Genomic DNA, 23,050 nt, shown 5'->3' with positions numbered 1-23,050 from the left:
CTGCGTCACTCTCTCCTTACCTAGTGCGCGACGAGCGCGTTTCAAAACCCTACGAATTGATGCAATACTGTACTAAGTCACGATGAGCGATCGCATTCCCCTTGTTAGCAGCTACAAACTAACCCAAAGGCAGAAACTATTGCTCCAAGCGGCACTTTTGCAGGGACAAGCTGCACTGACCGCATGGGAGCAATGGCAGTCCTCAGTCGATATCGAAGTCTTAGATGCCGAGTCCCATGTGTTACTGCCGCAACTTTACCAAAATCTATTGGCTCATGGTGTCGAAGATCCTCATATGGCGAGGCTTAAGGGTATCTATCGGCACACTTGGTATGCCAATCAACTGCGGCTCAAACAACTAAAAACACTGTTATCCCATTTAAAGAATGCGGGAATCGAAACGGTTGTGCTTGGCGATGCTGCCCTCTTTTGTTGCCAAGACGAAACTTATCGTCCGATTTCTAACTTTCATCTGTTGGTTCGCTCCGCTGAGTTAGAGGGGGCAATTCAAGAATTAACTTGTCTAAATTGGCAGCTTTCTTCTAGTGGTTTAACACACCAATTTATCCACTTACAGGATAATCGGGAAAACTCGCTTTATTTACAGGGGCATCTTTTCTGGGCAATTCCTCAAGACTATATCGATGAGCAAGTTTGGCAGTATGCGATTCCCAGTTGTAACAACCAACCAGGCTGGATGCTTAACCCGACCGATCAGCTTTTGGATGGATGTGCCAGGACATTTTTTAAAAGTCCATCGCGTCAGATTTATGGGATAGCCGATGCATTAATGCTGATTCAGAAGTCGGGGGATGATCTTGACTGGATGCGACTCATCACTCAAGCACAGCGATATCAAATGATTTTGCCAGTGCGGAACATGCTGATCCTGTTGCACCAGGTGTTGCAGCTTTCGGTACCAAGTTGGGTGTTGCCTGCGCTCTACCAAATGCCGATCGCTCAGACGGAATGGCTGAACTATCAGGTGTTGGCTGGAGATAAGCGGTCTTTGGTTCGAGCAATACTCGCTTCCAGCATTTGCCCCCTCAACCATTTAGAGACCAAACTATTTGGGCTTAAACATCGCTCCTTTCCAGGCAAACAGATATTGAAGAATCTTTTGATCCCGAAAAAATCAGCATTAGAATAAGTGACTAATCTAGCCTTACCTCCACAGTCTAACCCCAATTTGTCAATCGAAGAATGCGATCGCGCAGCGTCTGCTGAAGCAGATCGCCTTGCCTTCTTTCACCTGGTTTATCAGGGCTTTCAAAGAGCAGCGCAGGTTACAGGTGCAGTCGATTATTTCTATAAGGTTGGGGGCTACACCCTTTGTTTGCGCTTTGCGGGTTTGGGTCTTATTCCGCAGATTACACCAGCGTTATCCCATTTGGAGACACAATCAACGGCAAACCCTGACCTCACCATTTGCCTTTGGGATAACGCGTCTACTGGCACGGGATTACCGCTCCTGATTGACAGCCTAGTGCAACTGATTCAGATGCACTGCTGGGATTATCTCGGACCTCGTAAGGAAATTAAAGCTTACGATGGCGATCGCATTCGCACGAATTTTCATATTGGTCCGAATATTCTCAGTGTGCTGGATCGTCAGCAAAATCTCGCCTGTTACTGGATTGAAGATGCCCAAGATATTCCTTACTGGGAAAAGGGTTCACCTCTGCAAACAATTTTGAATTGGTGGACAAGCGATCGTCAGCATCAATATGTTCATGCGGGAGCGGTGGGAACACCTTCTGGAGGCGTTTTGCTGGCGGGGAAAGGGGGATCAGGCAAATCGTCCACCGCACTGGCTTGCATTGATAGTCCACTCGTCTATGCCAGCGATGATTATTGTTTAGTTTCCAATGATCCCAAGCCTTATGTTTACAGTCTGTACAATACGGCAAAACTGAAAGGACAGGCAGATTTAGAGCGATTTCCAAACTTAGCTCCCCTGGTGAATAATCTTGATCGCTTGGGGGTAGAAAAAGCCATGTTGTTTCTGCATCAGCATCATCCCGAAAAGATTGTGCGCGGCTTTCCGATTAAAGCCGTATTGATTCCTCAAGTAACTGGGAAATTAGATACTCATTTGCGTCCAACGACCGCAGGTGCAGCATTAAGGGCACTCGCACCCAGCACAATATTTCAATTGGCAGGCAGTGGACAATCGGCTTTTCAAATTATGTCGAGTTTAGTCAAACAGGTTCCCTGCTATGTGTTGGAACTTGGTACTGATGTGGCTCAAATTCCCGATGTAATTTTGCGGTTACTTTCGCAAATCTAGACGTTTCAAGAAAACATAAAATGAACGTTCTAAATTCAGTAGACCGAAAAGTTTTCCAGAAGCTTTATCAGCCGTTCATTTCACATCGGAAACGCCATCTAATCAAATCAGCTTCTAATCTACCTTTCAAGCACCTCTGTTTTGGATGGACGAATACAGCGATCGCTTGTGGTCGTGATGGAAAGTCTAAAAGCATCGCCTGAAACCCTTATTATCTCATCAACTTTCAAAAGCTTTCGGTCTACTGAAATTAGCTATTTCTCAGTTACTACAATCTCAGGGATATCGACAGATTAAAAATGCATTTAATCGGGATAAGCCCTGGGAAATGTATTGGTTACACAAAAGTGTTCGCTAGTTCGATTCTAAATATTGAATTAACAAATAAGCCATGAAATAAAATCCTTTAATTAGTATTGTTATCAGTGTCTATGATTGCGAAAAATATTAGAGGATGTTTGAAAAGTATTTCGCTGTGACTTTAATTACATTCTTACCCCCCTTAATCCCCCCTTATAAAGCAGGGCTGTTTCATTCCCTAAAAGGCTCGCACTCTTCAAGGGTTCAGGAGATAAAAAACAAGCTTGGCATTCAATCTTAGGCATCAAAATTGTCACCAATTTATGACTTTTGCCCTGATATTTATCGCCAATCATATTGACAAAATACATACCATTACGAATGAAACAGCCCTGAGGGGAGGGTTAGGGTGGGGTAAAAAAATATTTGATACCGAGAAGAGGACTTTTCAAACATCCTCTTAATATCGAATTTATGAAATGTCATATAAATTCCCAATGTGATTTTGGATATGCTTTCACAAATTTGACATTCCTGAGTGTCAACCCACTAATTGGAAACAATAGTAGGTTCAGCCTGTATCCATATCTCCATGTTGAAAATGCGATATCTCTATCAAAAAATAATTGATGTTTTAACTCGCTTTGCCCCTAAAATGCTCCCTGCTCATGTGCAAATGACATCCACTTCTGGAGCAAATCAGTCTTCCTATAGACCAGAAATCGATGGTATCAGAGCCTTTGCGGTGATTGCAGTCATCATCAACCACTTCAACAGAGATATTCTGCCCAGCGGATATTTAGGCGTAGACATCTTTTTCGTTATCTCTGGATTTGTCATCACTTCTTCGTTAGCAGGTCGTTCCAGCAAGAATTTTTTCGACTTTCTGATGGGTTTCTATGCCAGACGTATGAAACGCTTGGTTCCAGCATTGGTGATGTTTGTAGTTATTACCAGTATTTTGATCTGCCTCTTTAATCCCACTCCAGGTGTTTCGATAACTACTGGAATCGCAGCTCTGTTTGGTTGTTCCAATCTCTATCTGCTGAATCAGTCCACAAATTATTTTGCTGACTCCACACAACTAAATGTTTTCACACACACTTGGTCTTTGGGAGTAGAAGAACAGTTCTACTTCCTGTTTCCGCTTCTAGTATGGTTCACCGGTTTTGGTCGTCAGGCTAGCAAAGGAGCCAGAAATTTGTTGTGTGTGACAGGGGCACTATCGATCGCTTCCTTAATTGCTTTTGTCTACATTTATCGAACAAATCAACCTGCTGCTTACTTTTTGATGCCCACTCGTTTTTGGGAGATGGGTGCTGGTTGCCTATTGTTTCTCGGTCTGAAGCATCCCAGTGGCTTGCTTGATCGGCTGGAGCGCATCCCTCCTTTAGTAGTAACTGCTGGCATTGTTGGAGTTTTGTTTCTCCCGCTCCAATTTGCGGCTAAAGCGACCATTGCTGTGGTAATTTTCACATCAGTTTTAATTGCTTGCCTTCGCGCTGGAACTGCTGGATATTTACTATTTACCCATCCGCAAGTTGTTTACATCGGATTGATTTCATACTCGCTTTATCTCTGGCACTGGAGCGTTCTCTCACTGAGTCGCTGGACTATTGGCATTCACTGGTGGTCTGTCCCATTTCAAGTTGCCTTGATGCTATTGCTGGCTGTATTTTCTTATCGGTATGTAGAGACACCGCTGCGTCGTTCTGACTGGTCTGTGCTGCGTTGGCAGACGATTGGCTATGGCATCGGTGCCTGTGCAAGTGCTTCAGTACTCCTGCTGCTACTATCTAATTCGCTGAGTAACCCAATATTCTTAGGGAGTAGGCATTCTGTTGAAACTGAGAATTTGACTGTCCAAGGCATTAAACTTTATGAGTGTTCATTTTATCAAGGCAAAGGAATGTCTGTCTCTACTACTGACATTGCAAAATCGAGATGTTCTTTCCCTAGGGGTGAGCGTGTTAGTGGGCAGCAGCGAATTTGGTATTTAGGGAATAGTCATGCTCTTCATCTATCAGGGTTAATTGGAAAAATGCAGTCAAGAGGAAATTTTCAGCAAACAGTTATAGCCACGACGCAAATGACTTTTCCAACATTGCCAGTAGAAGTATATGATTGGTTACCAAAGAATGATTGGAAGCAAAAGGATCTACTCAACCAAGAGAAGACGATCCAATATGTCCTGGCAAATGTGAAGTCGGGAGATATTATTGTTCTGGGAAATGATTTAGGGAATGTATTCGGTTGGTTTCCCGGTTATTCACCAAAGCAAAGGCAAAGATATCTTCGGCTCCTACCTGACTGGGTTGAAAAGCTTGATAGATTCATCAAGACCACCAATGGCAGAGGTGCAAGTGTTGTTGCGATCCTGCCATTGCCAAGATTTCAACTTATGCCAGAGAGCTTCACAACTGAAAATTGCTACAAACAATGGTTTAGACCATTTCTATCTAATGAATGCTATCTTTCGGCAGATCGGGTAAAACTCAGACAAGGTGTAACCGAGGTAACTGATGCACTAAAAACACTGTCCAAGTCAAACAGTAACTTTTATCTTTTTGACCCATTTGACCGATTGTGCCCCAAAGAACTCAAAAACTGTTCGACCGTCCTATCCGGGAGGGTTGTCTTTCGGGACGATCATCACATCAATAATTATGGAGGCGAACTCTTGGTTGATGACTTCTATACTTTGCTGCTTCGCAATAACTTGCTGAAGACCGTAAAATAAATTCCTCCTATTATTCAAATATGAAAGATTACTCTTGAGACGAAAGTTACATAAATCTAGCATTTAGAAACAACATGATAGATAATGAATAAATTACCTCTAGTAACTGTAATTATCCCAGTTTATAACTCTGCTAAGTTTTTGGCAGAAGCACTCGACAGTGTATTTGCTCAAACCTATCATCCGCTCGAAGTAATTATTGTGGATGATGGTTCAACAGATGATAGCGCCAAGATTGCTAAAACTTACCCATCTGTTCGTTATTTATATCAGCCCAATCAGGGTGCAGCTACTGCCCGCAATGTTGGAATTGCCTCGGCTGAGGGTGAATTGATCGCCCTATTAGATGCCGACGATGTATGGAAACCCGAGAAACTTAGTCTCCAAGTTGAATATCTAAATCAGCATCCCCAGATTGGGATATTAGCAACTAAGGTTTACCAATTTTTCGAGTCGGAGGTTGAACTTCCACCTGGGTTTAGACATGACAAATTGCTGGGAGAACAACCTGGAATGATTCCCAGTACCTTAGTCATTCGCAAAACAGTATTTAACCAGATTGGTGTTTTTTCTCCAGAATTTGTCCCCAGTGAAGATACAGAATGGCTCTGCCGTGCCAGAGATAGTCAAGTAGAGATCGCAATGCTTTCTGAAGTTCTAGCAACGCATCGCTTGCATGGTTCTAATATATCTTGGAACATGGTTTCAACTTCATCTTCTCGACTACTCAAAATTCTCAAGGCATCTATTGATCGTAAATCTCACCAAAATCGTTAAGAAGATTTTCGGCATTGTCTTCAGGTTCGTAGCCAAGTATCGCTTGAGCATTACTAATGTCCCAATAGCGGCGGGTATTTTTTGAAATTGCATAGAAAATTTGAAAGCCTAAATTTTCATGCTCTAGCGATCGCTTGACCAATTGAGCTAAATCTCGTGGACTGCACCAAGTTGCTAATAAAGGATCGTTAGGAACATATAATTTAGGTTCAGTTTTAAACCAACCAATCCGCAGACATATAATCGACATTTCATAGCGATCGCAGAAGTACTGCCCTAGCGCTTCTCCAAAAGCTTTGCCAACGGCATAGATAGAGTCTGGACGGATAGTTTGCTCAGGGGTAATGTGGGGTTCTTTCAACACCTCGCGCCAACCTGAAACATGGTTAGTACTGGCATAAATGATTTTCTTAACTCCCAACTGGCGAGCTGCTTCAAATACGTTATAAGTTCCATTGATACCACTAGTATAGACATCTTGCCAAGGTTGATCAACACTGGGATTTGCTGCCAAATGAATTACTGCCTCTACACCACCCATAGCCTTGAGAACAGCTTTGAAGTTGGTAATATTCACTCGGCGAAAATCTGGGGAATGGGGAACTTTACGGTTATCTAGACAGCGAAAGTGATAGTCTTTACCAAGCTCATGCTGTAAAGACATTCCGAGCGCTCCAGCAGATCCTGTTAATAAAACTACTTTCTGCGTTGGTAGATGGCGAACCTGAAAGAACTGAAACATTTTAAGATTTCTAAATTGGATTGGATAATTTTGCTCTTTCTCGATCAAGCTTGGCTTTGAGAATATGTATACGTTCGTTGGCATTGTGCCGTTCAATGATGCCACTATTTGTTTCATGCAAGCGCCGATGATAGACTACATGGGGGAGCGTAACTTGCTGAAGTTGATGTTCCATCGCGCAGATATACCAACTAATATCAATGCCTGTTTTTAACTTAGTATCAAATAGTCCAATCTGCAAGAATGCAGCTCGCTTGATCAACATAGCAGTGGCAATATGGGCAGCGATCGCTTGTTCTGGGCAAAGAATGCGCTTTCTGAATTCCTCATTTACCTCTGGGCTATAAAACTGTTGAGCATAACCAAATACAGCCTCCAGGTTTGGATCAACCTCAAAAACTGCCATCTGTTTCGCGAGCTTGTCTGTTACCCAAATATCGTCAGAATCGAGAAAGGCAAAGAATTCACCTTTTGCCAGTGCAATCCCAGCATTTCGTGCAGAACCTATTCCGCCATTGGGTTGGAAGTGATAGATTACTGGATAGCTTTGGGCGATTTCGGCAGAGCGATCGCTCGATCCATCATCAACTACAATTAGTTCGATCGCTGGATAGGTTTGACCTAGAACACTTTCGATCGCCTCAGATAAGTAACGTTCGCGGTTATAGACAGGAATAACAACACTGATAAGAGGGAAATTAGAAGTCATGAGCGGGACAATTTATTGTGTAAGCTAGTATGCATTTAAATTGAATAGTGACATTTTCTATTGCCGCTAATTTTGACCTCGAAAATATCTCATAAAATTGATAACATGGAGTTTCATCCGCATTCTTTTAAAAAAATCTTCTACTGACCAGTTTCTCAGAATAATTTTTAAGTCAGGATCGTTAATATCCTGAGGTATTGGCTGATTCGCCTTTTGATAATGAACTGAGTATAGAGACTCAAAGTAAACAGTCTTTCTATTTGTCCATCCATATTTCAAATCATGATTTTTAACCAAGTAAAACATAATGCGATCGCACATAGGTGAGGTATATTGAGGCATCATTGCCCACATAGGTAATAGGAACGAAGCTGAAGAGAATATAACAAAACAGCTAGTATCAACATGATTATTGCGAATATCTTCCATTTCTTCGACTGGAGAAATATACCCATCTAATAAGACGATAAATCGATTGGCAAAAACAACATCATAATTTTCTTGTTGTTGCACGTTTAATACTAACTCAATATGCTGCGGATCGAGCCAATTGTCTGCATCCAGAAAAGCGATCGCATCAAAACCTTGATTTAATGCAGATATAGCACCAATAGCTCTGGGTGTATTTCCATTATCTTTATGCGACATTGACAGTTTAATATGCTCGCAATTCCACTCATCAAGTTCGGGGTTTGGAAAACCATCAGAAACCAGAAAGTGTGTCGAGCGATAGGTTTGATTTAAAACACTATGATGACAACGACTAATCTTCTCAATCGATTCTTTAAAATAAGGCGTAATGATAGCAACTTTCATAATATATTCTCAAATGTATTAGAACTTAGTAGACCGATATCAGTAATTTAAGTTAAGTAACAAACAGCTTTTTTTAGCAAACTTTACAGGCTGAATCATAGGCAGTAATATGATTTTTTGACACTTTATACATAATATTTATTATGTATAAATATCCTGTGGCTATATTTTCCAAGCCATTGTTGCAAGTGAAAAATTATATTTAGATTGAGCGATAGACTTCGCTGTTGCAAAAACTATCTAGAAAATATGCTGCCGATAGTTTCTGTCTGGTTTGGCAAGATTTCAGGTACTGATGTGTTTCTAGAATCAACGAAGTATCCAACGCTTTATCGGCAGCTTCTGCCAGTGTATGGAAATACATGGGATAGTCATCACCAAGATATTCTTTCACCGCAGGTAGAGGATTTACAAGCAGTGGAGTCGCACGCGCAATGCATTCGATGATGGCATTGTTAGCACTCGAATCATACAAATCCACAAAGGCAATATTCTTTGACAATAAGTCATCATACTCGCCATCAGGAAGATATTGAAGCACAGAAGTATTCTCAATATAAGCATCATCAATTTCGATTTTGTAAATGCTTTTTTCTAGTTCCATAAGTTCTGTAAAGCCTATTTCTGATGACTCAAGTAAGAAACCTATCCTAATTTTTTCATAGCCAAGGGGATTATTTTGAGCCAGCGGTAATTGATAAATAGAGTGCAACTTCCGCAACCACCAGCCAATCTGCACGACTTTTTTATGGGGATTAGCCAGAAATGCTGGGAAATCAAATTGTCGATCGGGAATCTCGGTGGGATGGGATAACACTGAAACAGGTTTGCCAGTTGTTTCTTTGATCCAATCCGCAGCATAGTGAGAGAGGGCAAACAATCCTACACAGTGTGGTAAGCTGGATTGCCACACTTCCTGTTCAAATATCTTTTGCGGTGATTGGGAATATTCAAACCAGTGTGGCATTGACGGAGGATTATGTAAAAATCCTATCCAAGGTTTTTGATAGGGAATAATCCCCCTTTCTACTGATGTTGCCAAAAATTGAAAGACTCCATCTGCTTGCATTTTTGCCAAGATTCGAGCCGATCGCTTTCTGCCTTGATTATTTTGATAGACAAATTGATTTTCTAAAAAGCCATCAAACAAAATACCGTGGGGATGATGTAGATGCCTCAGTGCGTGGATAGCAAAGTTCCAACCACTACGATGAGATTCAAATATTCTTTGGTTGCCAAGATTGATTTTGCCATGTGAGTTCGCAGTTGATGGTTCGATCAAAAATGAAACATGGTCTGATTTATCCTCAGATTTCGACCAACCCAGGCATTGGTAATAGAAAGAAAGATCGGTTCTCTCAAAATCGATTGCTAAGGCTCGATCTAAATACTCTAGAGCCTCCTCCATCCGCTGTTGTCTGAGCATCAAATACCCTAACTGCTGATAGGCTGGCATATAGTCAGGTCGGAGTCGTAATGTCTCTTGATAACGCACAAAAGCCTTGTCAAATTCACCCCGAATTTGCCAAGCATTGGCTAACTTGAATTGAGTCAGAGCTGAGTCGATATCTAGGTTTAACAACTGATCCATAATTATTTTTCTGCTTTTCTAAGGTTTGTTACCCATTACGAATGATTTACCCCAGGGCAAATACTTGATTAGCAATCGGATGGGATGAATTATATAGTAGAGAAAAAATAATCCACTGGGGAGCGGCAATAATTCGCGATCGCGTTCACTCGGTGACAGCCCAATTTTGAGAAGTAATTGCAGATAGTGTGCGGTGATAAATAGCCCATCCCACCATTGATCCAGAGTTTTGAGTTGATCTGTGTATTCCCACCACCAGACTTGGAGTCTACCTGAAGGAGCGCGTAAACACAAACTTTCCCCTAAGGGATCGCTCTCAAAAACACTCTCGTCGCTTGGCTGATTCCTCATAAGCATCTCTAGCATGAACTGGGGTAAGGGAACATGTAGAAGTTTACGGGTAACACCGAGTCCTATTAAGAATAATCGCTGACTGCGTAACTCAGAAGACAGTTCCAGGGCTGATTGCCAATTCAAATCAGGATTAGCTCGAATGATTTGACCGACATCGCAGATTTGCTTAAACGATCGCTTCCAGGGTTCTTTAGCAACATTCATGCATTGAATTACTAAGGTTGTTTCTAAAGAGAAGGTTTTAATTGACTGACCCATCAGATCGATCAGATATAGATTTTCCCAGAACCGTTCAAACCGCTCGCTCTTCCAAATTCGTCTGGGCGGAATCCCCCAGTGTAAATCGATACTTCTTTCTGGGTTGCTGTGTAGTAAAGAGGGTTGAAATCGCTGATTTAACATCGTCACTTCAGGGGTACTCTGTGACAAAGAGATTTGAAGATAGCGATTGAATATTTCAATTTCGACTGCTTCTGGGATACTAGATTGATAACCCTGGGCGACCAAAACGGCTTTCGCCTGCCAAAAGTCCTTTTGCCTGACTAAGATGTCTAGATCATTAAATTGGCGTAGCGTCACATTACCATAAACAGATGCTGCGAGAGTCGGTCCTTTAAAAGCGATCGCATCAATTCCAGCTTTCTCAAACTCCGCTAGAATCTTCAGTAATTCCTTGGTTTGAGAAAAATTATGCAGTCCATTCATCCGGTTGCACGTTTGTAGTTGCACCATCACCGCTCGCGGCACCAGATCCTCCTCCATCGCTTTCAGGCTTTGATACAATACCGGCATGACGCCATTGTGGATCGCAGTTTGGAGTAGAGTTGTCCAGTTTATATCTGAGGTGAGTAAACAAGTCACTTCGCTTTTCGTTATCGTACCCAAATAAAACCGTACACAGGCAAGCAGAACCGTAACTTCGACAGATAGGATCGTCATTGATAATTTCTCGCTTGGATTTCAAACAAATGGGCATAGGTGCCTTGTAGTGCCATCAACTGATCGTGGGTGCCACTTTCCACAATCTCCCCTTGATGCATGACATAAATCCGATCCGCCATTTTGACGGTTGAAAGACGATGGGTAATAAGAAGTGCAGAGCGATCGCGCATCAGATCGCGAAACTGCTGAAACACCTCTGCCTCTGCTTTGGCATCCATCGCACTCGTCGGCTCATCGAGCACCACCAACTGAGCATCCCGCAGGAAGGCACGAGCCAGAGCGATTTTCTGCCATTGCCCTCCACTCAGTTCTTCTCCCTCCCTAAACCATTTCCCTAGCAAGTTTTGGTACCCTTTTGGCAAACTCTGGATTACGGCATCGGCACCAGACTGTCGAGCCGCTTGAGTAATTCGTTCAGCGGTTGGAGGCAGGTCAATATTACCAAACCAGATATTGTCCTCCGCCGTGAACTGATAGCGAGTATAATCCTGAAAAATCACACTGATCTGGCGATGCAAATCCTTCACCGAAAAGTGCTGTAAATTAATACCATCGATAGTAATACTGCCTTGAGTCACGTCATAAAGACGAGAAAGCAGTTTCACTAATGTGGTTTTACCAGACCCATTTTCTCCAACTAAAGCAATGATTTCTCCCGGCGCAATAGTAAGATTAACCTGTTTGATCGCTTGGCGTGGTGAGTTTTGATATTGAAAGCTCACATTCTGCAATACAATACCCTGTTGCATGGGACGAGGCACTAATTTAGGATGTAGAGGGTCACTTATAGTCGGGTTTAAGACTAGAAACTCAAATAAATCAGCAAGAAATAAGTTATGTTCATGTACTTGCCCTAGTCCAGAAATTAGGCTTCCTAATGCACCCTGAGCTCGCTGAAAGGCTTGGCTGTACAGCACCAAATCTCCTAGTTGAAATTTACCATAAATTGTTTGATGAATAATAAAGCCATAGGTAGTTAATATCGCAATTCCAGTAAATCCCTGTGTAATCAGTCGGGTGATGGCTTGCCGAGTAGTAATTGCAAGTTTCTCTTTAAACAGTTGCTGCCTGATGCTATAAAATCGATTAATAAGCAAATTACCTAAATTAAATAATCGAATTTCCTTCGCAGGGTGATCTCCTAGCAATAAATGTCCCAAATAGTTGGCTTTTCGTTCCATCTCAGTCTGATGACGACGCCACTTGTAAAGAACTTTGGATTGCCGAAAGCGAACGATCATGGTTGGAATGGAGGCAAATAATAAAACACTGATGAGTGCCCAATGGAGAGAGATGAGCAAAACAGCGATCGCTAATAGCGAAATAGCACTTTGCCCTACAGATGTCAAGCTATTTAGCATTTGGGTCGGTCGGTAAGGAGCTTCCCACTTAGCGCGTTCCAAAATGTCCTGATGTTGGGGACTTTCGTAAGACTCTAAATCAATCTCGATTGCTTTTTTATACAGGGTTACTTGCAGGTGATCTGTAACCCGTTCCGATAGCGTTGTTGATGCTAGTTCAGAAATTACAGCATTGAAATTTATCAACAACATCACCAGTGCTGCATTGAATAACAGGAATAGAATATGACTAAATATCTGCGTTTTATCGCCAGTACGAAGACTAATGGCAATGTTATCGACAATGAGTTTAATAATATAAAGTAACGCTAGAGGCAATATACTCTGAATCGTGATTAAAGTAACATGAATTAAAGTCCAGCGAGAAGAACTTTGCCAAACTAATGCAATTGCACGTTTAATTTTCAGCATGGAAATGCCCTATGGCTAAAGATTTCTTGAACAGAGTAAATTTGCTCCCGTTAGTTAGATAGATGTTTGCTAATTTACCCATACGCAGAAATCTGTCGTTTGGCAGTATAATTTAGTCAAGCTTTATACTAAATTCATAATTGTTCCTAAAATCATGAAGAAAAGCCAGCTTCACGTAAGATCGACTGAATATAGCTGACTTGCAAATCAAAGTTGGCAAAGCGATCGCAAAAAAATAATACTCGCGAATCTCATTCTCTCGCTAAACTTATGTTAAGCAAACGTCCAGTTTGCTCCTCACAGAACACTTCTGCTCTCTAGTTAGGTAACTGGCAAGAGGGCTTTTTTTATGTGAAGGGGAATGGGGGACAGGAAGAATTAATTCTTTTTCCCTTTCCCCTTTCCCCTTTCCCCTTTAACCTTTTCCCCTCTTGTTTTCCCATTACCACCTAAAAAGAGTTACCCTGATTTCGGTTAAAATGGAATCTACCAAAAAATGAAGAAACGCAAAGCTTTGCTATTTAAGGTGCTTACGGTGCTGTTTGCGGCAATGGTGGCAATTAGCATCGTTACGAGTTACAGCAATCCTCTACAAGCTTCCTCTGTGGGGAAAGATACGCTGACGTTGATTACCTCACCTGATTATCCCCCTTACGAGTATTACGATACCAAAGGAGGCGATCGCAAAATTATTGGCTTTGATGTTGATATTGCCAATACTATTGCCAAAGAACTCGGATTTAAGCTCAAGGTGATGGAGTCGGATTTTAACGGCTTAATTCCGGCACTCCAAGCAAATCGGGCTGATTTTGTGATGGCAGGGATGACTCCGACTCCAGAACGCAAGAAAAATGCCGATTTCTCGATTATCTATTACCAAGCTAAAGATACCATTGTTGCGCCCAAAGGTAGCAACTTGAAGCAACCCCAAGACCTTGCCGGTAAAACAGTCGGTGTCCAATTGGGTACAATTCAGGAAACAAATGCGAAGAAAATTGCCCAAAAAGTTACAGGTATCCAGTTAAAACAACTCAACAAAGTGCCGGAAGCGATTCAGGAGATTAAATCGCGGCGAATTGATGCGGCTATTGTTGAGGATACCGTGGCGAAGGGATTCGCGCAAGCTAATCCAGATTTAGAATTTAACTTGATTCCCTCAGAAGAAGCAAGTGGATCGGCGATCGCTTTCCCGAAAAATTCTTCTTTAGTTGAACCTTTCAACAAAGTTCTTCAGCAAATGAAGGATAAAGGTGAAATACAACAATTAGCAACCAAGTGGTTTTCCCAAAATACTACCGCATCCTCATCTGCACCCGCACCCAAAACCGGATTAAATCTCGACTTTAGCAGAATTCTTCCCGACATTCCTTTTATTCTTCAAGGAATACCATTAACTCTTTTGTTCACTTTCTTGTCAGTATTTTTAGGTTTAATTTGGGGGACTGTATTATCTTTATTTAAAATTACCGACATCAAGCCGCTAACTTTATTTGCTAATGCCTACACCTCTGTATTTAGAGGCACTCCACTGCTTTTACAATTGGCTTTGGTTTACTACGCAACGCCTCAACTTACAGGTTATGATATTTCTGCATTGCAAGCAGGTGTGCTAACTTTTACACTCAATTCTGGGGCATATATGTCAGAAACTATCCGGGGAGGAATTCAAGCAGTTGACAAAGGACAAAGTGAAGCGGCAATGTCGATGGGTGTTTCTTACTGGTTGATGATGTGGGATGTAATTTTACCCCAAGCTTTAAAGAACATTTTACCAGCTTTGGTGAATGAAACTATCGGACTATTAAAAGATTCCGCGTTGGTGTCAACCATTGGTGTGGTGGAAATTTTACGCAGCGCTCAAATTATCGGCGCAAATAAATATATCTATTTTGAACCGTTATTATTTGCAGGTTTGATTTACTATGTTTTAGTCATGGGTTTGACTTTTGGTGCCTCCGCTTTAGAAACAAGATTAAGACGAAGTGAGTAAGAATTGGAGGTTTTTTGAGAAAAGAACAACGCTAACAACCTTCCATGACCATATATCCTGATAAAATGCTTCAGAATAAGGCGATCGCCTACGTTCTATCAATCAGTTTTGGGGCTTTGAATATTTTCGCAATGCTGCTGCCCTTTGCCGAAGATTGGTTTGGTAGGCTGGGAATTATCGAAAAAATGGGTTTAAAACCCTGTGCTTTTAGCACAGCTTTGTACTAAAATAGTTACATGAGAGTACAACTCATTTAAATAAAACCTACCCGTGGACTGCGGGAAAGTAAACGCCCGGAACAACCTTGAGGAGATATCACTACGCCCTTCGGGCAAACGTGGTGAGCCTGGGAACCTGTATAGCAGGATATTAAGGCTGTGAAGTCTTAAGAATCTTCGATCCTTTAGGACGAAGAGTGTCAACCTATTTTGTTTGATGACAACATCAATAATTTTTGAATCCCTGCGTTAAATTTGACTGGAAAGATAATTTTGCCATTAGACCCGAAAATGGGCATTGCTGAATTGATGTATGAATCCTTGTAAAGACGTTCCGCCGGAACGTCTCTACAAGGATTTTAATATTATATAAAATTATTTTCATACCCCGATTCCGCCGGAACGTCTCTACAGGGATTTTAATATTATATAAAATTATTTTCATACCCGATTCAGCAACGCCCGAAAATGAATGTAGAGACGTAGCGCTGCTACGTCTCTTGGGATTAGATAACGCATCATAAAAGAGCGATCGCTTATCATTCTTAGACAAGTTTATTTCTATCTTTAGGCGTATTGACAAAATACACTTTTTTGTAAACTAGGATTGTCAGATGTGATTCTATTTCCCTAGCCAAAACTGCTGCAACAACTGAAAAAGTCTCACAAACTTCTCCTCCAAGCAAAGCAACGCGGCATCAAGCCATGCTAAAATTCTCTCTAAAGGATGCTTTTCATACTCGACTGATGTTGCTTTGGTTTCTATCCAATCGGGTTTAGCCTCAATTTCAGTTGTTTGCGATCGCTGCTTTTGAGCAAGTTCCCCTTTACTAGTTCTAACGTGGGAAATCTTCGATTCAGTTGATTTTCGATTCAGCAGTTTTCCCGATGCTTTTTCAGTTCGAGTTAAGTCAGTAGTTGGTTTTTGTCGTTTTACTAATTTTGAAGCTGGTTTTTTCGGGATATTTTGGTAACTATTAAGCCAGTTTTGTAGATATCCTGGTGATTGGCTACCAGGTAAAGCCTGATTTTTTGTTGGTCTAGTTTCTTGATCAATCGGTTCAAAATCGCCAAATAAATCATCCCAACTCAGCCAAGGATCTGCAACTAAATCTTGGTTTGGCAAGTAGCGATCGCGCTGGTTAGCTTGGAAAACATTACTTTTCGGTGGGGATGCGTCAAGTTTTTTACCAGTGCGTTCTCCAAAAAAGTAATTTACCGCAGCTTCAATTATTGCCTGAATTCGCAAGCGATCGCTTTGAATATCTTCACCACGAACTGTTAATTCTTTGCCGTAAATAAATATGTTTAACTGAGTTTGGACAACTTTAATAATTTCCAGGCTGCGTTGTTGTACCTGTAATGTGGCGCTAGACAAAGGCGTTAAAGCGTTTGATTCTAACTTCGCCATAGATGCATCAAGAAATGCTAACACTTCCTCAGCATTGACTAAAGCTTGTGTTTGCATTGCTTCGGGTAAGGCAGGTGTAATGTTCGCATTACCTGTTAATTTTTGCAACAATCTCTCAATTTCTGGTAACAGTTGTGTATGTTGTTTTTCTGTCGCCAACCGCCAATAATGCCAGTAATCTGCAATTTCGCCAATAATCCTATCTTGTAATTCTTCTTGTTGTTCGCGTGTTAAAATATCGAGAATTTCATTCTCGGCGGTGACGAGTACCAAATTGTGATTTTCCAAGTGGCTGGCTATTCCCCGCACTGTGGAAAAAGGGACTGGGGACTGGGGATTAGGGACTGGGGACACAGGATACTTGGAACGGGATTCAGACCCCAACCAGGTTTTAAAGAAAACTCTTCCTAGTCCCCAGTCCCCAGTAAAGAGTCCTGGAGCGCCATTCCTGCCCGACTCCCCCTGTGCAAGTCGGGCAGGAATGGCGTGACCCGTTGAAGATGAATTTAGACTAGATGCGCTGGGTTTATTTGGAAAAAATTTAAACCATTTAAATCCTAAGAAGCTTTTATTTACACTCTCCTTGTCTCCTTGACTCCGTGTCTCCTTGTCTTCTAGCGCTTGTAACACTCGTTGAATCGGTGTATCAACATCTGGTTGAGAATGGATATTATTTGTTTGTAACTTTAGCCTGTTTTGTGGCGCTTGGGCGTGGAGTTGTTTATCAGATGATTCGAGTGCTTTTTGCACCAGTAAAACTACTGGATAAAAGAGTGCTTGTAATGACCATTTTGTCGCGACTTGCAGATGGCGAAAAGTGCTATCCAAGCGATCGCCTAAATGCCGCGATTGCCGATGAACAAAGTTGAATAGTCTGCTTTGATAACGATTGGAGGAAGCAGAAGGCATAGTTATGAACTTTTATTGAGCGCGTCGTTATTTATTGGACTTAGGTCAAGCAATAAAAACGACAAGTTGTTAATTATAGTAAGTGCCATCATTTTAGCGAAAATATGACCCCTCCTACTAAATTGATTTTGGAAGCAATTGAGCTACTACGCTCTTGTTGTCAAGTAAATGTTCAATCTACCTGGTTATATAAGAAAGCTGATTTGGCTGTTTCAGATATTACGCTATCGGAATTGTCTTTTTGGACACCTGTTGATTTGAATGAAAAAGGACACGTTGCTTGGACTGGAGGGCGAAAAGTGCTATGGTTGGCGCAAAAGTTGATAGTTCCTGAGAATTTACATTCTTTTCCTTTGGCTGGGTTGTGTTTGCGGTTGGCGCTGACTTGGTGGGCGGATTCCGCTAAGGTTTATGTTAATGGCAAGTTGGCGCTTGAGGGTGATTTGTTTGATTGTTCGCCGAGGGTGTTACTGAGTGATGGGGTGACACCAGGGGAGGAGTTTATTGTTGCTGTACGGTTGACAAGTCCGGGACATTGTGATGGGGGGTTGATGCGATCGCTTTTGGTGTATGAATCTAATAATGGCTTAGATCCGGGTTTTCTGGCTGATGAGTTGGCTGTGTTGTTGTGTTTTTTAGAAAGGTTTGCACCGGATAAGTTGGATGTTTTGGCAAAGATAACGAACCGCAGAGACGCAGAGGACGCAGAGGAAGAGTTGGAGAGAAGACTTTTGGCGATGCGTCAAAATCTTGTTGAATCGAAAATTGAGAATCTAATATCTAAAATCTATTTGTTGGGTCATGCTCACCTTGATTTAGCATGGTTATGGCGGGTGAGTGAAACTTGGCAGGCTGCACAAAGTACTTTTGAGTCGGTTTTGAAGTTGCAGGAGGATTTTCCGGAGTTGATTTTTTGTTATTCGACTCCAGCGCTTTATGCTTGGGTTGAAGAATATCGTCCTGATTTGTTTGCAGCAATTCAAAAAGCTGTTGCGGCTGGATGTTGGGAGGTTTTGGGGGGTTTTTGGGTTGAACCGGAACTTAATTTGATTTCGGGTGAAGCGATCGCTCGTCAGTTATTATATGGTCAGCGATATGTGTTGGAAAGGTTTGGCAAGGTTTCGACTATTGTATGGGTTCCGGATACTTTTGGTTTCTGTGCAACTTTACCGCAATTTTTAGCTTTGGCTGGAATTGAGTTTTTTGTGACTCAGAAGTTGCGCTGGAATGATACTACTAAGTTTGATTATGGCGCTTTTTGGTGGCGATCGCCTGATGGTAGTGAAGTATTTAGTTATATGTCTGCGCTGATCGGGGAAGGCATCGATCCGGTAAAAATGGCATCATATGCTTGTGAATGGCAAAGTCAAACTGGTTTACAAGATTCTCTCTGGCTTCCTGGTGTAGGCGATCACGGTGGCGGTCCCACTCGTGATATGTTAGAAACTGCCCGACGCTTTTCAAAGTCGCCTTTCTTCCCGAAGTTAGAATTCACCACCGCCGAGAAGTATTTGCAGCAGATTAAGGAGACAAGGAGAGAAGGAGACAAGGGGACAAGGGGACAAGGGGACAAGGAGACAAGGAGACAAGGAGACAATTCTTTCCCCACATGGAATGACGAACTTTATCTAGAATTCCATCGCGGATGCTATACTACTCACGCTGATCAAAAACGTTGGAATCGTCGTTGTGAAGGATTATTGTACGAAGCTGAACTTTTTGCGGCTTTGGCGACAATCATCTGTAAAGCTACCTATCCGAAGGGAGAAATAGAAGCGGCTTGGAAAAAGGTGTTATTTAACCAGTTTCACGATATTTTGCCCGGTTCTTCCATTACTGAAGTTTATACGGATGCACTTCCAACTTGGCAGGAGGTGGAACAAGTTGGCTCGGAAATATTGCAAAATTCATTGAGTGCGATCGCATCTCACATTACTCTACCAGAACCACCACACCCTGACAGTTTACCCATTTTCGTCTTTAACTCCCTGAATTGGCAGCGTTCTGAGGTTGTTGTTGTTGATTTACCTGATTCTTTTCCCGAAGCTTCTATATACAACTTGGCTGGGGTTGCCTTGCCTTGTCAACTTAGGGAACCGTCTGAGCTTATTTTTGTTGCTGGGGATATCCCCTCTCTTGGCTATCGCATTTTCTGGCTCTGTCCTCTTAACCCTAAAAATGACCATAGCAGTGCACATCATGATGATAGCAAAACGGGTTTGCGAAAGCAAGAACATTTTGACCCAAAAAGTAGAGACGCGATTAATCGCATCTTTACTTTAGAAAATGATTTTTTAAGAGTCATTGTTGATGAAGAAAATGGTGATTTATCGAGTATTTTTGACAAAGTTAATCATCGAGAAGTTCTTTCTCAAACAGGTGGTAATCAACTACAAGCTTTCCAAGATAGTGGACAATATTGGGATGCTTGGAATATCGATCCAAATTATGCCGAGCATCCTTTACCACCAACGCAGCTTAAATCAATTCAATGGTTAGAACAAGGCGTAGTCCAAAATCGCCTGCGGGTGGTGCGTCAATTAGGAAAATCAGAATTTCGTCAAGATTATATCTTAGAAGCTGGTTCACCCATGCTGAAAATTGCCACCACTGCTAATTGGCAAGAAAGTCAAGTTTTGGTGAAAGCAGCTTTTGGGCTGAATGTCGAAGCTGCAATAGCTACCTTTGAAATTCCTTGTGGTGCAATTCGGCGTCCAACTAAACGCGAAACCCCAGCCGAAAAAGCAAAATGGGAAGTCCCGGCTTTACGTTGGGCTGATTTAACTGAGGAACAAGATAAATCTATTTACGGTGTTAGTTTGCTGAATGATTGTAAATATGGTTACGACAGTCAACCGCAGCAATTACGTCTCACACTATTACGCAGTCCTAAATGGCCTGACCCAGAAGCTGATCAAGGCTTTCATGAATTTACCTATGCCTTATATCCCCACGCTGGTAGTTGGGAATCTGCTCATACGGTAAGGCGTGGGTATGAATTGAATACCCCATTGCAAGTTATATTAAACCCAGCCAAAGTTGCAAATTCACAACTCAGCGCGGTTGAAAGCATGAGTTTCTTGAATTTATCAGCCGATAACTTAATTTTAATGGCATTTAAGCAAGGCGAAGATAACCAACAATGGATTCTCCGGTGTTATGAATGTCACGGAGAAACCGCTGAGTTGGCTTTAACAAGCGATTTGAAGTTAAGTTTGGCAGATTCAGTGGATTTGTTGGAACGTCATTTGTCCACCACTGAATCTTCATCTCATAGCATAAAGCCTTGGAAAATTTCCAGTTTCAAAGTTATTTCTGAATTTTGATATCTTCGTAGTCGGCGCTTCAGCGCTGAAGCGCTTACTACAATTAAGATTTTAATCTTCGTGGTCATCAAAAGGATCGTTTAATTGCTTGCTTGGAGGACCAAAAGAAGTATAAATCGATGCTACGGTGATGGCGATCACCCCTGCACATACAGAAATGATAAGAACTGTTGCGGGTTCCATAATCAAAAAATAAATTATGAGTGCTATTCTTATAGAATATTACAGAAGATTAAAAAAAGACGAGTGCAACTCTAATTTAAAGGTGAATTATGGCACAACAAACTAGGTTGGGAGATATACTCAGACCATTGAACTCTGAGTATGGTAAAGTAGCCCCTGGTTGGGGTACGACTCCTGTGATGGCTGTTTTTATGCTGTTATTTTTCGTGTTTTTGCTGATTATTCTTCAAGTTTACAATTCCTCACTACTCATTCAGGATGTAAACGTAGATTGGCGGAGTTTAGGCAGCTAAGTAATGCGATATAGCTTCATCTTGCGTTCTTGCAAGCGATCGCACTCCCCGGCTTGTCCGGGTTTTTTTATAATTAACTGGAGGGTTGTTAGTTGTTGGTTGTTGGTTGTTAGTTGATAGTCGTTGGTTGTTAAGATTTACCACTATCCACTACCCACCATCCACCATCCACTATCCACTATCCACTATCCACTATCCACCATCCACCAACGTTTAAAGGATGAAAAATCATGAATATATTTGGTATTGGTTTGCCAGAAATGGGTCTAATTATGGTAGTAGCGCTGTTAATCTTTGGTCCTAAGAAGCTGCCAGAAATTGGACGTAGTATGGGTAAAGCTATTCGTGGCTTTCAAGAAGCTTCGTCGGAGTTTCAAAACGAGTTTAAGCGAGAAGCTGAAAAATTGGAAGAAGCTGTGAAAACTACTGCTGAACTTGAACCAAAGCAAATTGAAGCGTCTTCAACACAGAAGGATACTGCTAGTTCTTCACATCAAAGCTAAGGGCAAATGACAGAAGTTGTGACGATGGTAATTCCCCAGCTAATTGTCGGTTTGGGGAATCCAGAACCTAAGTACGATAAAACACGCCATAATATTGGCTTTGCAGCTTTGGATGCGCTATCTCGTTCTTGGAAGATTCCTTTAACGGAAAATCGCAAGTTTCAAGGTGAATTTGGCGAAGGAATTGCACCAAATAGAGAGAAAATCCGATTACTGAAGCCACTTACTTATATGAATCTCTCAGGACAGTCAATGCAAGCTGTGACAAGTTGGTACAAATTGCCGTCTGAGTCGGTGCTGGTGATTTATGATGATATGGATTTACCTTTAGGAAAAACTCGCTTGCGTTTATCTGGTTCCGCTGGGGGACATAATGGAATGAAAAGCGCGATCGCTCATCTTGGTACTCAAAACTTTCCCCGTTTGCGAATCGGCATTGGTAAACCAAAAAATGCTGATAGTAGCGATGATTCTAATACTGTATCCCACGTTCTAGGGCGATTTTCTGCCAGCGAAACTAAATTGATGTCTGAGGTTCTCCAATTCGTAGTAGAGTGTGTAGAACTCAGCCTAAAGCAAGGAGTAGAAAAGGCGATGAATCGCTGTAATAGCTATACTATCAGCAATTCTCAATCTTAAGTTATTGATAATTAGACGCTCTTTAATGTAGTAACGGCTTTAGCCGTTAAAATCCCGACTAGACGAGCGGTAAACCGCTCACTACAAACTAGGAGAGGCTAAAATTTATTGTATATTATTATAGCAACGGACTCATATCATGTCCGTTTAATTAACAGTAATAAAAACGTCGCAACCGTCGTAGAGACGTTCCGCCGGAACGTCTTTACATCATAAGTAATTTTCCGGAGATGATATCACACCCCAAGAAGGGGTGCGATCGCGAAACTTTGTTTAATAATGATATTGAATGGCTGTGGCTTCTTTAACATTATGTCATTAAGCAAGCCACTACAAAATAGGTTTATTTAAAACGGCGTTTTCGTCTAGCTGCTACTGCTTTACGTTTGCGTTTTTCTATGGGTGTTTCAAAGTGGCGATGATACTTCACGTCGGCTAAGATTCCAGCTTTGGAAACCTGGCGTTTAAAGCGACGTAGAGCCGAATCTATGCCTTCGTTGTCTCCTAAAACCACTTGGGTCATTCTGACTTGTTCCTCATTATGA

21 protein-coding genes are annotated in these 23,050 nt (G+C 41.8%); 11 read left to right on the top strand and 10 right to left on the bottom strand.

What is annotated here, in order from left to right:
- The first annotated feature begins 82 nt into the window (after positions 1-82).
- The 5 genes from TOL9009_RS0132135 (at position 83) to TOL9009_RS0132115 (ending at position 6,107) form a co-directional block, all read left to right on the top strand.
- Complete coding sequence (locus TOL9009_RS0132135) at positions 83-1,150, top strand: nucleotidyltransferase family protein (RefSeq protein ID WP_029637494.1); 1,068 nt, start codon at positions 83-85, stop codon at positions 1,148-1,150.
- Positions 1,151-2,290 (top strand): phosphoenolpyruvate carboxykinase (ATP), encoded by a 1,140-nt coding sequence (locus tag TOL9009_RS0132130; RefSeq protein ID WP_029637493.1) that lies wholly within the window; start codon positions 1,151-1,153, stop codon positions 2,288-2,290. It begins immediately after the preceding gene.
- A gap of 20 nt (positions 2,291-2,310) precedes the next feature.
- Positions 2,311-2,493 carry a hypothetical protein gene (locus TOL9009_RS46485; RefSeq protein WP_144238429.1) on the top strand — a complete coding sequence of 61 codons (183 nt, stop codon included), beginning with the start codon at positions 2,311-2,313 and terminating at the stop codon, positions 2,491-2,493.
- Positions 2,494-3,191: 698 nt separating this feature from the next.
- Positions 3,192-5,330 carry an acyltransferase family protein gene (locus tag TOL9009_RS0132120; protein WP_242055098.1) on the top strand — a complete coding sequence of 713 codons (2,139 nt, stop codon included), beginning with the start codon at positions 3,192-3,194 and terminating at the stop codon, positions 5,328-5,330.
- A gap of 84 nt (positions 5,331-5,414) precedes the next feature.
- Complete coding sequence (locus TOL9009_RS0132115) at positions 5,415-6,107, top strand: glycosyltransferase family 2 protein (protein WP_029637490.1); 693 nt, start codon at positions 5,415-5,417, stop codon at positions 6,105-6,107.
- On the opposite strand, the gene TOL9009_RS0132110 is transcribed toward TOL9009_RS0132115, so the two are convergent.
- The 6 genes from TOL9009_RS0132110 to TOL9009_RS0132085 all read right to left on the bottom strand — a co-directional run bounded on the left by TOL9009_RS0132110 (position 6,076) and on the right by TOL9009_RS0132085 (position 13,033).
- Positions 6,076-6,849 carry an NAD-dependent epimerase/dehydratase family protein gene (locus tag TOL9009_RS0132110; RefSeq protein WP_029637489.1) on the bottom strand — a complete coding sequence of 258 codons (774 nt, stop codon included), beginning with the start codon at positions 6,847-6,849 and terminating at the stop codon, positions 6,076-6,078. The genes TOL9009_RS0132115 and TOL9009_RS0132110 overlap by 32 nt on opposite strands.
- Before the next feature lie 10 nt (positions 6,850-6,859).
- Entirely contained in the window at positions 6,860-7,558 is a 699-nt protein-coding gene (locus TOL9009_RS0132105) for a glycosyltransferase family 2 protein (RefSeq protein WP_029637488.1), read from the bottom strand.
- A gap of 66 nt (positions 7,559-7,624) precedes the next feature.
- Complete coding sequence (locus TOL9009_RS41195; protein WP_051503172.1) at positions 7,625-8,374, bottom strand: glycosyltransferase family 2 protein; 750 nt, start codon at positions 8,372-8,374, stop codon at positions 7,625-7,627.
- Positions 8,375-8,576: 202 nt separating this feature from the next.
- The gene (locus TOL9009_RS0132095) at positions 8,577-9,965 is read right to left on the bottom strand and encodes a tetratricopeptide repeat protein (RefSeq protein WP_029637487.1); all 1,389 of its coding nucleotides are present in this window, start codon (positions 9,963-9,965) and stop codon (positions 8,577-8,579) included.
- Positions 9,966-9,983: 18 nt separating this feature from the next.
- Entirely contained in the window at positions 9,984-11,258 is a 1,275-nt protein-coding gene (locus TOL9009_RS0132090) for a nucleotidyltransferase domain-containing protein (protein ID WP_029637486.1), read from the bottom strand.
- On the bottom strand, positions 11,255-13,033 hold the full coding sequence (locus tag TOL9009_RS0132085; RefSeq protein WP_029637485.1) for an ABC transporter ATP-binding protein: 1,779 nt from the start codon (positions 13,031-13,033) through the stop codon (positions 11,255-11,257). Before TOL9009_RS0132085 ends, TOL9009_RS0132090 begins: the two co-directional genes overlap by 4 nt.
- Before the next feature lie 496 nt (positions 13,034-13,529).
- On the opposite strand from TOL9009_RS0132085, the gene TOL9009_RS0132080 reads away from it, so the two are divergent.
- Together TOL9009_RS0132080 and TOL9009_RS41190 are read left to right on the top strand one after the other, a co-directional pair.
- Positions 13,530-15,023 (top strand): ABC transporter permease subunit, encoded by a 1,494-nt coding sequence (locus TOL9009_RS0132080; RefSeq protein WP_029637484.1) that lies wholly within the window; start codon positions 13,530-13,532, stop codon positions 15,021-15,023.
- A gap of 44 nt (positions 15,024-15,067) precedes the next feature.
- A complete protein-coding gene (locus TOL9009_RS41190; RefSeq protein WP_038298160.1) occupies positions 15,068-15,250 on the top strand; it encodes a hypothetical protein in 183 nt (60 codons plus the stop codon).
- A 613-nt stretch (positions 15,251-15,863) separates the two neighbouring features.
- On the opposite strand, the gene TOL9009_RS0132070 is transcribed toward TOL9009_RS41190, so the two are convergent.
- Positions 15,864-17,561, bottom strand: a complete 1,698-nt coding sequence (locus TOL9009_RS0132070; protein WP_029637483.1) for a hypothetical protein — start codon at positions 17,559-17,561, stop codon at positions 15,864-15,866.
- Between the two features lie 104 nt (positions 17,562-17,665).
- Between TOL9009_RS0132070 and TOL9009_RS0132065 the strand changes: the two genes are divergently transcribed.
- Positions 17,666-20,887: an alpha-mannosidase gene (locus TOL9009_RS0132065; protein WP_029637482.1), complete on the top strand. Its 3,222-nt coding sequence runs from the start codon at positions 17,666-17,668 to the stop codon at positions 20,885-20,887.
- A 51-nt stretch (positions 20,888-20,938) separates the two neighbouring features.
- Here TOL9009_RS0132065 and psbN read toward each other — a convergent pair whose 3' ends face one another.
- A complete protein-coding gene (gene psbN / locus TOL9009_RS41185; RefSeq protein ID WP_038298158.1) occupies positions 20,939-21,070 on the bottom strand; it encodes a photosystem II reaction center protein PsbN in 132 nt (43 codons plus the stop codon).
- An 89-nt stretch (positions 21,071-21,159) separates the two neighbouring features.
- On the opposite strand from psbN, the gene psbH reads away from it, so the two are divergent.
- On the top strand, positions 21,160-21,363 hold the full coding sequence (gene psbH / locus TOL9009_RS0132055) for a photosystem II reaction center phosphoprotein PsbH (RefSeq protein ID WP_029637481.1): 204 nt from the start codon (positions 21,160-21,162) through the stop codon (positions 21,361-21,363).
- Here psbH and TOL9009_RS48055 read toward each other — a convergent pair.
- Positions 21,352-21,507, bottom strand: coding sequence for a hypothetical protein (locus tag TOL9009_RS48055; RefSeq protein WP_186227739.1), 156 nt, complete (start codon positions 21,505-21,507; stop codon positions 21,352-21,354). The genes psbH and TOL9009_RS48055 overlap by 12 nt on opposite strands.
- An 86-nt stretch (positions 21,508-21,593) precedes the next feature.
- Here TOL9009_RS48055 and TOL9009_RS0132050 point away from each other — a divergent pair, with 86 nt between their 5' ends.
- Positions 21,594-21,866, top strand: a complete 273-nt coding sequence (locus tag TOL9009_RS0132050) for a TatA/E family twin arginine-targeting protein translocase (RefSeq protein WP_029637480.1) — start codon at positions 21,594-21,596, stop codon at positions 21,864-21,866.
- Between the two features lie 6 nt (positions 21,867-21,872).
- On the top strand, positions 21,873-22,505 hold the full coding sequence (gene pth / locus TOL9009_RS0132045) for an aminoacyl-tRNA hydrolase (protein WP_029637479.1): 633 nt from the start codon (positions 21,873-21,875) through the stop codon (positions 22,503-22,505).
- A 343-nt stretch (positions 22,506-22,848) separates the two neighbouring features.
- On the opposite strand, the gene rpsU is transcribed toward pth, so the two are convergent.
- Positions 22,849-23,028, bottom strand: coding sequence for a 30S ribosomal protein S21 (gene rpsU, locus TOL9009_RS0132040; protein ID WP_029637478.1), 180 nt, complete (start codon positions 23,026-23,028; stop codon positions 22,849-22,851).
- Between the last annotated feature and the right edge of the window lie 22 nt (positions 23,029-23,050).

The organism is [Scytonema hofmanni] UTEX 2349 (genome assembly GCF_000582685.1).
GTDB lineage: Bacteria > Cyanobacteriota > Cyanobacteriia > Cyanobacteriales > Nostocaceae > Hassallia > Hassallia hofmanni.
The sequence above is the reverse complement of the archived record's forward strand: the minus strand, read 5'-3'. Positions and strand labels throughout refer to the sequence as shown.